This window comes from Crossiella sp. CA-258035 (assembly GCF_030064675.1).
Taxonomy (GTDB): domain Bacteria; phylum Actinomycetota; class Actinomycetes; order Mycobacteriales; family Pseudonocardiaceae; genus Crossiella.
Window position 1 is genome coordinate 2,640,525 of the sequence record NZ_CP116413.1, and the last position, 12,257, is coordinate 2,652,781.

Genomic DNA, 12,257 nt, shown 5'->3' on the forward strand with positions numbered 1-12,257 from the left:
ACAAGGGAGTACAAGCCCGTGCCGAGCAGCCCGACCGCCGATGACCTGCGCCGCGAAGTGGCACAACTGGTGGACCGCACCCCTGAGGAGCTCCAGGACGCGGACAACCTCATCGAGCTGGGGCTGGACTCGATCCGGCTGATGCGGCTGGCCGGGCAGTGGCGCAAGCGCGGCATCGAGGTGACCTTCGCCGAGCTGGCCGAGCGGCCGAGCCTGGGGGAGTGGTTCGACCTCCTCAGCGAGCGCCTCGCCCCGGCGGCGGCTCCGGCCGCGCCCTCGGCCCCGGCGGCCCGGTTCGACAGCGCCGCGCCGTTCCCGCTGGCGTTGATGCAGCACGCCTACTGGGTGGGCCGTGGCGACGGGCAGGCCCTCGGCGCGGTGGCCGCGCACCTGTACGTGGAGTTCGACGGCGGGGACGTTGATCCCGACCGGTTGATCCCGGCGGTGCGCGCGCTGGTGCAGCGGCACGGCATGCTGCGCGCCCGGCTCACCGACGACGGGCACCAGCGCATCCAGGACCAGCCCAGCGCCGACTCGCTCACCGTCGAGGACCTGCGGGAACTCGACGCGGCGGCGGTCGAGGCGCGGCTGGCGGAACTGCGCGAGGCCTGGTCGCACCAGATCCTGGACATCGAGGGCGGGCAGGTCTTCGCCCTCCAGCTCACCCGGCTGCCCGGCGGGCGGACCCGGCTGCACGTGGACGTGGACATGGTGGCCGCGGACGCGCTCAGCTTCCGGGTGCTGCTGGCCGACCTCGCCGCGCTGTACCAGGGCGCCGAGCTGGCGCCGATCGACTACAGCTACCCGCAGTACCTGGCCGAGCGCGCGCCGCTGCGCCAGGACGCCTGGGAGAAGGCGCGCAGCTGGTGGCAGAGCCGCCTGCCCGAGCTGCCCGCCGCGCCCGACCTGCCGCTGGTGCCCGAGCAGGACCGCGGCGACGCGCTGCGCACCGTGCGCAAGCACCTGTGGCTGGCACCTGCGGACAAGCAGCGGCTGATCGAGCGCGCGCACCAGCACCGGATCACCCCGGCGATGGCGCTGGCCACGGTGTTCGCCGAGGTGCTCGCCGCGTGGAGCGGGCAGCCCAGGTTCCTGCTCAACCTGCCGCTGTTCGACCGGGAGAACACCCACGCCGACGTGGCCAAGCTGGTCGGCGACTTCACCGGCTCGGTGCTGCTGGACGTGGACCTGTCCGAGCCGCGCTCCTTCCTGGAGGACGCCCGGCGGTTGCAGGGCCGGATGCACACCGACGCCGCCTACGCCGACTACTCCGGCGTGGAGGTGCTGCGCGACCTCTCCCGCGCCAACGGCGAACAGGTGCTCGCCCCCGTGGTCTACACCAGCGCGCTCAACCTGGGCGAGCTGTTCGACGAGGCGGTCAAGAGCAGCTTCGGCGAGCCGGTGTGGATCATCTCGCAGGGCCCGCAGGTGCTGTTGGACGCGCAGGTCACCGAGGTCAACGGCGGTCTGCTGGTCAACTGGGACATCAGGGACGCGGCCTTCCCCGCCGGGCTGATGGACGCGATGTTCGAGGCCTACCGCACGCTGGTGCACTGGCTCGGCTCGGCCGACTCGGACTGGAACCAGCCGGTGCCCGCGCTGCTGCCGGAGTCCCAGCTGGCCGTGCGGGAGGCCGCCAACGAGACCGCCGCGCCGCGCTCCGGCCGCCGGTTGCACGAGGGGTTCTTCAACCAGGCCAAGGAAACCCCGGACGCGCCCGCGGTGCTGTGGGGCGCGGACGGCTCGCTGAGCTACCGCGAGCTGGCCGAGCAGGCCCGCCGGGTGGCCGGGGCGCTGCTGACCCGCGGCGTGGAGCCGGGCGAGGCGGTCGCGGTCACCCTGCCCAAGGGGCCGGCGCAGATCGTGGCCGTGCTGGGCGTGCTCACCGCGGGGGCGACCTACGTGCCGGTGAGCGTGGAGCAGCCGGCCGCGCGCCGGGAGCGGATCCACGCCCGCGCCGGGGTCCGGCTGGTGCTCGACGCCGACCGGCTGGCCGAGGCGCTGCGCGCGGAACCGGTGGAACCGTTGCTGGGCAACGAGGAAGTCCCCGCCTACGTGCTGTTCACCTCCGGCTCCACCGGCGAGCCCAAGGGCGTCGAGGTGCCGCACCGGGCCGCGATGAACACCATCGACGACCTCAACGCGCGCTTCGAGGTCGGCCCGGCCGACCGCACGCTCGGGGTGTCCGCGCTGGACTTCGACCTGTCCGTGTTCGACATCTTCGGCCCGCTCTCCGTCGGCGGCGCGATCGTGCTGGTCGGCGAGAGCGAGCGCAGGGAGGCCGCGGACTGGGTCACCCTGGTGCGCGAGCGCGGGGTCACCATCGTCAACTGCGTGCCGCCGCTGCTGGACATGCTGCTCAACGCGGGAAACCTGGGCGAGGGCCTGCGCCTGGTGCTGCTCGGCGGCGACTGGGTCACCGTCGACCTGCCCGGCCGCCTGCGCGCTCAGGTGCCTGGGGCCAGGTTCGTCGGCCTCGGCGGCACCACCGAGACCGCCATCCACTCCACCGTCTGCGAGGTCACCGGCGGGGTGCCCGGCCGCTGGATCTCGGTGCCCTACGGCACCCCGCTGGCCAACGTGCGCTGCCGGGTGGTGGACGCGCGCGGCCGGGACTGCCCGGACTGGGTGGCCGGTGAGCTGTGGATCGGCGGCGACGGCGTGGCCCTGGGCTACCGCGGCGACCCGGAGCGCACCGCCGACCGGTTTGTCGTCCACAATGGACAGAACTGGTACCGGACCGGGGACCTGGGCCGCTACTGGCCGGACGGCACCCTGGAGTTCCTCGGCCGCCGCGACCACCAGGTGAAGCTGCGCGGCTTCCGGATCGAGCTGGGCGAGGTCGAGTCCGCGCTGGGCGCGCTGGACGGTGTCGGCCGGGCCATCGCCGGGGTGACCCGCGCGCCAGGTGCCGCCCTGGTCGCCGCGGTGGCCGCCAGTGGCGTCACCGGCGAGGAGCTGCGCGAGCGGGTCAGGGACTCGCTGCCGCCGCACATGGTGCCCGAGCGGGTGCTGGTGCTGGCGGAGCTGCCGCTGACCGCCAACGGCAAGATCGACCGGCGCGCGGTGCAGAAGCTGTGGGCCGAGGAGGGCACCAGCAGGCCGTTCGTGCCGCCGCGCACCGCGCTGGAGAAGGTGATCGCGGGCGTCTGGCACGAGGTGCTCGGCGGCGCGGAGTTCGGCCTGGACGACGACTTCTTCCAGCGCGGCGGCGACTCGGTGCTGGCCACCACGATCGTCAGCAGGCTGCGCGAGGCGCTGGACACCACGGACGTCTCGGTGAAGCTGCTGTTCGCCACGCTGTCGGTGGGTACCATGGCCGCCCAGCTGGCCGAGCGGGAGAGCACCCCCGGCAGGCTGGCGCAGGTGGCCGAGATCTACCTGGCCGTGCAGGAGATGTCGGCCGATGAGGTCGAGGCCGAACTGTCCCGCACCGCAGGCGAATGAGGACAAGATGATCGAGAGTCAGTCCACATTGGACGGATTTGTGCCGTGGCCTGCCGAGTACGGCCGGCGCTACCGCGAAGCGGGCTACTGGCAGGACGTCCCGCTCGGCGAGCTGCTCCGCGACTGGAGCGCCCGCTACGCCGACCGGACCGCGCTGGTGGACGGCGAACGGCGGATCAGCTACGCCCAGCTCGACGCCGCCGCCGACCGGATGGCCGCGGGCCTGCGCGAGATCGGTGTGCGGCAAGGCGATCGGGTGGTCGTCCAGCTGCCCAACGTCGCCGAGTTCGTCGTGCTGCTCTTCGCCCTGCTCCGCCTCGGCGCGGTCCCCGCCCTGACCCTGCCCGCGCACCGCTCGCACGAGATCGGCCACCTGGCCGAGCTCTCCGAAGCGGTCGCCTACGTCATCCCGGAGACCTTCGGCGGCTTCGACTACCGCGGCCTGGCCCGCGAGGTGGTCGCCAGGGTCCCGTCGGTCAAGCACGTCCTGGTCCTGGGCGACCCCGGCGGCACCGGCACCGCACTGTCCACAGTGGACGCGGAGCCGACGGGCCTGCCCGAGGTCAACCCCGCCGACGTGGCCGTCCTGCTGGTCTCCGGCGGCACCACCGGCCTGCCCAAGCTGATTCCCAGGACCCACAACGACTACGCCTTCAACGCCCGCGCCAGCGCCGAGGTCTGCGAGCTCACCCAGGACGACGTCTACCTGGTCGCCCTCCCGGTGGCGCACAACTTCCCCCTGGCCTGCCCCGGCGTGCTCGGCATCCTGGGCGTCGGCGGCACCGCGGTCTTCCTCTCCGACCCCAGCCCTGACAACGCCTTCCCGCTGATCGAGCGGTCCGGGGCCACGGTCACCGCCCTGGTGCCCCCACTGGCCATGCTGTGGGGCCAGGCCACGGAATGGGAGGACGGCGACCTGTCCAGCCTCCGCCTGCTCCAGGTAGGCGGCGCCAAACTCGCCCCCGAACCCGCCCGAGAACTCCCCGGCCAGCTCAACTGCGCCCTGCAACAGGTCTTCGGCATGGCCGAGGGCCTGCTCAACTACACCCGCGCCAACGACACCGAGGACCTGGTCACCACCACCCAGGGCCGCCCCCTGTGCGCCGACGACGAGCTCCGCGTGGTCGACCCCAACGGCAACGACGTCCCCCAGGGCGAAACCGGCGAACTCCTGGTCCGGGGCCCGTACACCATCCGCGGCTACTACCGAGCGGCCAAGCACAACGAAACCGCCATCACCCCGGACGGCTACTACCGCAGCGGTGACCTGGTCCGCCAGCTCCCCACCGGCCACCTGATCGTCACCGGCCGGGTCAAGGAGGTCATCAACCGAGGCGGCGAGAACGTCTCAGCCGAGGAACTGGAAGAACACCTGCTGGCCCACGCCAACATCCGCCAGGTCGCGGTGATCCCGGTCCCAGACGACATGCTCGGCGAACGAGTCTGCGCCGTCATCGTCCCCGAAGGCGACGCACCGGCCCTGCGCGACCTGAAGACCTTCCTCACGGCCCGCGGCCTGGCCCAGTACAAGCTGCCCGACCTGCTGGAACTGGTCGAGGACCTGCCGCGAACCGCCGTCGGCAAGATCGACAAGCGCGAGGTGGCAGCCAGGCTGACCAAGGCCTGACACAGACGAGGCTTCGCCCGGGGCACGGAATCCCCCCGGGCGACAACCCAGGCGACGGGTTCGCAACAGGGAGCTAGCGACCAAGAACCAGCGACGGGCTGGCTTTTCGAAAACTTGTCCGAAGTCTTGAGGTTCCCCATGCCCGTCAACCTGGAGACATCGCACCACATCCCAGCGAGCAGACGCTCACAGGCGCCGCCGCCAAGGCCACGCCACGCAACGGCGGCTGCTCGCTGGGATGTGGTTCGATTTCGGAAGGTTGACGGGCATGGGGAACCTCAAGACCCGCCTGCGTCTTGGCCTTTGACTTTGATTTTCCCCCCCATGCTTTGATCTCTGCCCGTCCGGCGAGGACGCTCTTGACTGTCGCTTGAAAACCCAAGACCAAGATCAAAAGAATGTCCTCGCCGGACGGGCAGACCCCCGGAGGGTGGGGGCAAGTCAAACCCCGGTTGAGCAGGTTGCGGGGCGGGGTTTGTGTTGCCGACTCAACACCCAGCGTGCTCGCGACCCTCTCGTCTTCTCCGCACGACCTTCCGACAGCAAACCACACCTCCCCACCCGGCCCCCGTCACGTTCCGAGGCTAGGGCGGCGGCAGGTTGCAGGGGCCGGGCGGGGAGGTGTGGTCAGCAGTCTCCAGGCCGTACGGAGAAGACGAGAGGCCCGCTTTGTGGGTTTTCACCCAACCCCGGGCTGCGCCCGAACACCGGTCGCTCCGCGTGTCCTGATCGACACCCGACCGCAACCGCTCACCCGACCCCCGTCGTTGAGCCGCCAGCCTCCTTTAGTTAGCCTCACCTTAGTTGAGGTGCGCGAATGACGGAGGGGGCAAGCGGTGGTCTCGGCTGGTCGCGTCACCCGCAGTGCGGGGCTGGTCGTGGCTGTGGGCTTGCTGGTGCTGGTGTGCCTGCTCAGCATCGCCGTCGGCGCCAGGAGCATTCCGCTGCCCGAGGTCTGGCAGGCGCTCTGGACCCGGGACGGCTCCACCGAGTCCCTGGTCATCCACGACCTGCGCATCCCGCGCACCCTGATCGGCCTCGGCGTCGGCGCCGCGCTGGGGCTGGCCGGCGCGCTCATGCAGGCGCTGACCCGCAACCCGCTCGCCGATCCCGGCCTGCTGGGGGTCAACCTCGGGGCCTCGGCGGCCGTGGTGATCGGGATCGGCTGGTTCGGGGTGGGCAGCGCCGCCGGGTATGTCTGGTTCGCCTTCGCTGGGGCGGCGGTGGCCTCGGTGCTGGTGTTCCTGCTCGGATCGGCGGGGCGGCGGGCGGCGACGCCGGAGCGGCTGGTGCTCTCCGGGGTGGCCATCAGCGCGGTGCTCAGCGCGTTCATCTCCACGCTGATCCTGTTGGACAGCAAGACTTTCGACCAGTTCCGCTACTGGGTGGTGGGCGCGCTCGCCGGGCGCAAGATGGAGACCGTCTACGAGCTGGCTCCTTTCCTGTTGGTCGGGATCGTGCTCGCGCTGCTGCTCTCCCGCGCGCTGAACGCGGTCGCGCTGGGCGAGGAAGCGGGACGGGCGCTGGGAGCCAACGTCGGGCGGACCCGGTTCCTCGGCGCCATCGCGGTGACCCTGCTGTGCGGGGCGGCCACCGCGGCTGCCGGGCCGATCGGGTTCGTCGGGCTGGCCGTGCCGCACATGGTGCGCGGGTTCACCGGACCCGACCAGCGCTGGCTGCTGCCCTACTCCACGATCCTCGCGCCCGTGCTGCTGCTCTCCGCCGACATCCTTGGCCGGGTGCTGATCGCGCCGGGCGAACTGGAGGTCGGCGTGGTGACCGCCTTCCTCGGCGCGCCCGTGTTCATCCTGCTGGTGCGGCGCCGGAAGCTGGTGGCGGCATGACCCAGCTGGCCACCCGCCCCCGCCCGCGCCGGGTGCTGCGCAGCCGCGGCGGCTCCGTCTCGCTCCGGCTGCACGCGCGCAGCACCGCGGCCACCATCGGCCTGGTGCTGGCCATCGCGGTGATCGGCGTGCTCACGCTGACCATCGGCGAGTACGAGCTGACCGTCAGCCAGGTGCTCTCCGCGCTCGCCGGGGAGGGCGGCCGGGCCGCGCAGTACGTGATCACCGAGTTCCGGCTGCCGCGCTGGCTGACCGGCCTGCTGGTCGGCGCGGCGCTCGCGGTCAGTGGCGCGATCATGCAGAACCTGGCCCGCAACCCCTTGGGCAGCCCCGACTTCATCGGCTTCACCACCGGCGCGGCCACCGGCGGCATCCTGATGGTGCTGGCCGGGGCGGGCGCGGCGCAGCTGGCCTTCGGCGCGATCGCGGGCGGGGTGCTCACCGCGCTGGCCATGTACCTGCTGGCCTTCACCAAGGGCGTGCACGGCTCCCGGCTGGTGCTGGTCGGCGTCGGCGTCAACGCGATCCTGATCGCGGTCAACTCCTACCTGATCAGCCGCGCCAGCCTGCGCGACGCCACCGCCGCGCAAGCCTGGCTCACCGGCAGCCTCAACTCCCGGGGCTGGGAGCACGTGCTGCCGGTGACGGTCGCGCTGGCCCTGCTGCTGCCGGTCGCCTTCGCCTACGGCCGCAGGCTTTCCCTGCTGGAGATGGGCGACGAGGCGGCCAGCGCGCTCGGCGTGCCGGTGCAGCGCAGCCGGGCCATCCTCATGATCACCAGCGTCGCGCTGGCCGGGGTCGCGGTCGCCTCGGCCGGGCCGATCGGGTTCGTGGCGCTGATGGCGCCGCAGCTGACCCGGCGGCTCACCAAGGCCGCCTCCGCGGTATTGCTGCCGACCGCGCTGATGGGCGCGTTCGTGGTCTCCCTCAGCGACTTCGCGGCGCAACGGTTCTTCTCCCCGGTGGCGGTGCCGGTCGGGGTCATGACGGCGGCGGTCGGCGGGGTCTACCTCGCCTGGCTGCTGGCCACCGAATGGCGAGGAAGGTAGATCGGACCATGGCTGTGGAACGCCCCGAACCCCGGCTGCACGCCGAGGACCTCACCCTGGCCTACGAGGCCCGGATCGTGGCCGAGGGACTCGGCGTGCGCATCCCGGACGGGTCCTTCACCGTGATCGTCGGCCCGAACGCCTGCGGCAAGTCCACCTTGCTCAAGGCGCTGTCCCGGATCCTCAAGCCCAAGGCCGGATCCGTGCTGCTCGACGGCGCCGCGATCTCCTCCTACCCGGCCAAGGAGGTGGCGCGGCGGCTCGGCCTGCTGCCGCAGACCTCCATCGCGCCCAACGGGATCACCGTGGCCGACCTGGTCGCCCGCGGCCGCTACCCGCACCAGCGGCTGCTGCGCCAGTGGTCGCCGGAGGACGAGCTCGCGGTGTCCGAGGCACTGCGGCTGACCGGGGTGGACGAGCTGGCCGAGCGGTTCGTGGACGAGCTCTCCGGCGGGCAGCGGCAGCGGGTCTGGCTGGCCATGGTGCTGGCCCAGCAGACGCCGATCCTGCTGCTGGACGAGCCGACCACGTTCCTGGACATCGCGCACCAGGTCGAGGTGCTGGACCTGTGCGCGGACCTGCACGAGGACCGGGGGCACACCCTGGTCGCGGTGCTGCACGACCTCAACCACGCCTGCCGCTACGCCACCCACCTGATCGCCATGCGCGGCGGCCGGATCGTGGCCCAGGGCGACCCCAGGGAGATCGTCACCGCCGAGCTGGTGCGGGAGGTCTTCGGCCTGGCCTGCCGGGTCATCCCGTGCCCGGAGACCGGCACCCCGCTGGTGGTGCCCGCCCGCCGGGTCCGCGAGCAGACCCCGGTCACCGCCGTCGGCTGATCCAGTGTGGACGGTGGGTCATTTGGGGCCCAAGGATTCGGTCCCAAAGACCACAGTGCCAAGCCTTGCCGCGCGGGCAGCGGTTTTGTCAGCATCGGCACCATGACCCGCCGCCCGGCCGCCGCGCTCCTGCTCGCGGGCGCGCTGCTGGCCGGGTGCGGCGCGGACCGGCCCGGACTGGTGCAGCTGCGCTACAGCGCGGAAACCCCGGCCGCGGCGGCCGGGATCGCCGGATTCACCTGGGCCGTGCCGCGCGAACCGCGTTCGCTGGACTGGCCGCACGGCGGCGAGGTGCCTGAGGACACCGTCACCGCGAACCTGTGCGAGCCGCTGGCCGCCCTCGCCGCCGAGGTCGGCACCCCGGAGCCGCTGACCCACGTCTACCGGCTGCGCCCCGGCGTCCGCCTGCACGACGGCACCACGCTGACCGCCGCGGACGCGGTGGCCAGCCTGCGCCGTTCGGCCGACCGGGCCTCCGGCGGCAGGCTGTCCCGCGGCTTCGACAAGGTCGCCAGCATCACCGAGACCGGCCCGCTGGAGGTCACCCTCCGGCTGCGCGCCCCCGACCCGCTGCTGAGCCGCACCCTGGCCGGGCGCGCCGGCACGGTGACCAGCCGCGAACACCTCGCCGCCGGATCACCGTCCACTTCGGACGGTTGCAGTGGACCGTTCCGGCTCGCCGAGTGGGCGCCCGGCTCGCACATCCTGCTGACCCGCTTCGACGGCTACTGGAACCCGGCGGCCCGCGCGCTGGCCGGTGCCGTCCGGTTCACCTTCGCCAGCGGTCCGGCGCTGGTCAACGGCCTGCTGGACGCCTCGATCGAGGGCAGCTACCTGGACAGTCCCACCGCCGTGGTCCGGCTCAGCCGCAGCCCCGGCGGCCGGGTCCACTTCGGTCACGGCAACGCCGTCGCCGCACTGGACCCGGTGCCCGGCGGCGCGCTGGACAACCCGCGCCGCCGCCGCGCGCTGGCCCTGGCACTGGACCGCGAGGCCATCGCCCGCGAGGGGTTCGCCGGACTGGCCCAGCCCGCCGACCCACCGGTGCCCGAGGGCGGCGGCACCATCCTGGCCGCGGGGCCCAGCCCCCGGCTGCCGCTGACCGTGCTGGACGAGGCCCGCCGGCTCATCGCCGGGACCGAGCCGCTCGGCCAGGACCTGGTGATCCAGGGCGGCGGGGGAGTGGAGGCGGTCGCGATCGCGGCCGAGGTGCTCGCCGCCTGCGTGCGCATCGGCCTGCCCGCCCGCATTGGTTCGGACCAGCCGGACCTGGCGCTGGTCAGCGGCGCGCCCACGCCCGCCGATCCGGCCTGGACCAGGTGGATCCCGCTGGTCCGGCTGCCGAACACGCTGTACCTGAACCACCGCATCACTGGGGCGCCCACCGGTGCGGGGTACCTCGACCAGGCCTGGGCGGCCCGGATCGGCCGCAGCGGGAACTGAGTGCGGGTCAGTGCAACGCGGCCCGCACGTCGTCGAACAGTTCGAAGGTGCGGAGCAGCCCGGTGGCGGCCAGCGGCCGGGTGACCGAGCGGGCGGTGGAGACCAGACGTAGCTTCACCGAGCCGGCCGTGGCGGCGCGTTCGAACTCCACCAGCGCGGCGAGTCCGCACGAGGCGAGGAAGGACACTCCGCTAAGGTCGAGGACCAGTAGCTTCGGCGCGGTGGCTAGTTGTTCGTCCAGCGCGGCACGCAGACTGTCCACAGTCAGCAGGTCGACCTCGCCCACCGCGGTGAGCACCACCGCAGCACCCGTGGTGCGCGAGGACAGCCGCAACATCTGCTGGCTGTCCTGCGGCTCGCCGGGTTCGTGCGTAGCTGGAATCACCCGCTCACCGTAACCCCTATGTTTGCTGAGCGACAACTAATGCGCGTCCGTTGAGCGACGTGTCCTCGATCGCCCGGACATAACAGTCAGCCACCTCAGCGGCGGGCACCCCCCGATCCGCCACTCCCAGCGTCTCCCGGACCCATCCCGGCGCGACCAGGTTGACCCGCAACCCACGCGGCAGTTCCGCCGCGGCCGCCGCCACGAACCCGGCCAGCCCCGCGTTGATCAACGCGCCGAAACTGGCCCCTGGCAACGGTTCGGTGAACGTGCCGCCGGTCAACGTGACCGACCCGCCGTCCCGCAACCGGGGGATCGCGGCGCGCAGCAACCGCACCTGCCCGAGCAGTTTCCCCTCCAGCCCAGTGGTGAACTCCGCCTCGTCACCTTCGTGCACCAGGGTCAGCCCGCCGCTGGCCGCACAGCACACCACCGCGTCCAGCTCCGCCACTCCATCGAGCAACGCCACCACCGACTCCGCCCGCGTCAGATCCACCACAGGTTCACTCGACCGGGAAGCCCCCACCACTGAATGCCCCCGCGCCCGCAAGGCCCGCACCACCGCCGTCCCGATGGTCCCGGACGCCCCCACCACCAACACCTTCACCAGACCTCCAGCACCGACTCGCCGAACAACACGTCCTCGATCGTGGCCGCCGACGGGTGGGCGTGCCTGCCCCTGTCAGGTGCAGGATGCTGAAGGCATGGACACGGTGCTGGGCGAGTTCCTGCGGTCACGCCGGGCGCGGCTGACGCCGGCCGCCGCCGGGCTCACCGACTACGGTGACCGGCGGCGCGTGCCGGGCTTGCGCCGCGAGGAACTGGCCCAGCTGGCCGGGGTGAGCGTCGGCTACTACACCCGCCTGGAACAGGGCCTGAACCACAACGCCTCCGAGTCGGTGCTGGACGCGCTGGCCGCCGCGCTGCGCCTGGACGCCGACGAACGCGCCCACCTGCACACCCTGGCCCGCCCCAGGCCCAAGGCCGGCCGCAGGCGCGGCCCGGAACACCTCCAGCCCCACCTGCGCAGCCTGGTGAGCACAGTCAACCTGCCCGCGCTGATCCTGGGCCGGCACACCCACGTGCTGGCCTGGAACCCGCTGGCGCACACCCTGCTGGCCGACCACCTGGACTTCCACGCCCCCGAGGACCCGGCCACCCGCCCCAACTGGGCCAGGCTGTTCTTCCTGGACCCGCGCGTGCGCGAGGTGTTCGGCGACTGGGCGGACAAGGCTGAGGACACGGTGGCCGACCTACGGCAGATCGCCGGGCGGGACCGCGGCGACCCCGGACTGGCCAGGCTGGTCGGCGAGCTGACCCGGTGCAGTCCCGAGTTCGCCGCGCTGTGGTCCGGCCATCCGGTGCGCGGCTGCGCCAGCCACACCAGGGAGTACCGGCACCCGCGGGTCGGCTCGCTAGTCCTGGCCGACGACCTGCTGACCCTGCCGGACACCGACGGTCAGCGGCTGGTGCTCTTCCACGCCGAGCCCGGGTCTGCCTCGGCGGCCGCGCTGGCGCTGCTCAGCGGCACTGCCCGGCACGCCGGGGAGGTGCTTGCGATATGACAAATGCTTAAGGTTAGAATCCTTGCCTCATGGCAAAGACCTGGCTGGGTTGGCTCGC

Annotated in this window: 9 protein-coding genes; 7 read left to right on the plus strand and 2 right to left on the minus strand. The window is 72.4% G+C overall.

The window, feature by feature from the left end; translation table 11 throughout:
• Positions 1-18: 18 nt before the first annotated feature.
• The 6 genes from N8J89_RS12155 to N8J89_RS12180 all read left to right on the plus strand — a co-directional run bounded on the left by N8J89_RS12155 (position 19) and on the right by N8J89_RS12180 (position 10,249).
• The gene (locus tag N8J89_RS12155) at positions 19-3,447 is read left to right on the plus strand and encodes a non-ribosomal peptide synthetase (RefSeq protein ID WP_283664437.1); all 3,429 of its coding nucleotides are present in this window, start codon (positions 19-21) and stop codon (positions 3,445-3,447) included.
• A 7-nt stretch (positions 3,448-3,454) separates the two neighbouring features.
• Positions 3,455-5,074 carry a (2,3-dihydroxybenzoyl)adenylate synthase gene (locus N8J89_RS12160; RefSeq protein ID WP_283664438.1) on the plus strand — a complete coding sequence of 540 codons (1,620 nt, stop codon included), beginning with the start codon at positions 3,455-3,457 and terminating at the stop codon, positions 5,072-5,074.
• Positions 5,075-5,952: 878 nt separating this feature from the next.
• Positions 5,953-6,918, plus strand: a complete 966-nt coding sequence (locus tag N8J89_RS12165) for a FecCD family ABC transporter permease (RefSeq protein WP_502868441.1) — start codon at positions 5,953-5,955, stop codon at positions 6,916-6,918.
• Complete coding sequence (locus tag N8J89_RS12170) at positions 6,915-7,967, plus strand: FecCD family ABC transporter permease (protein WP_283664440.1); 1,053 nt, start codon at positions 6,915-6,917, stop codon at positions 7,965-7,967. Before N8J89_RS12165 ends, N8J89_RS12170 begins: the two co-directional genes overlap by 4 nt.
• An 8-nt stretch (positions 7,968-7,975) precedes the next feature.
• Positions 7,976-8,806 (plus strand): ABC transporter ATP-binding protein, encoded by an 831-nt coding sequence (locus N8J89_RS12175; protein WP_283664441.1) that lies wholly within the window; start codon positions 7,976-7,978, stop codon positions 8,804-8,806.
• Between the two features lie 102 nt (positions 8,807-8,908).
• Positions 8,909-10,249 carry an ABC transporter substrate-binding protein gene (locus N8J89_RS12180; RefSeq protein WP_283664442.1) on the plus strand — a complete coding sequence of 447 codons (1,341 nt, stop codon included), beginning with the start codon at positions 8,909-8,911 and terminating at the stop codon, positions 10,247-10,249.
• Between the two features lie 7 nt (positions 10,250-10,256).
• Here the strand turns inward: N8J89_RS12180 and N8J89_RS12185 are convergent, their stop codons facing one another.
• Positions 10,257-10,634 carry an STAS domain-containing protein gene (locus tag N8J89_RS12185; protein WP_283664443.1) on the minus strand — a complete coding sequence of 126 codons (378 nt, stop codon included), beginning with the start codon at positions 10,632-10,634 and terminating at the stop codon, positions 10,257-10,259.
• A 16-nt stretch (positions 10,635-10,650) separates the two neighbouring features.
• Positions 10,651-11,241: a short chain dehydrogenase gene (locus N8J89_RS12190; RefSeq protein ID WP_283664444.1), complete on the minus strand. Its 591-nt coding sequence runs from the start codon at positions 11,239-11,241 to the stop codon at positions 10,651-10,653.
• 97 nt (positions 11,242-11,338) lie between these two features.
• Between N8J89_RS12190 and N8J89_RS12195 the strand changes: the two genes are divergently transcribed.
• Positions 11,339-12,199 (plus strand): helix-turn-helix transcriptional regulator, encoded by an 861-nt coding sequence (locus N8J89_RS12195; protein WP_283664445.1) that lies wholly within the window; start codon positions 11,339-11,341, stop codon positions 12,197-12,199.
• Positions 12,200-12,257 lie beyond the last annotated feature (58 nt).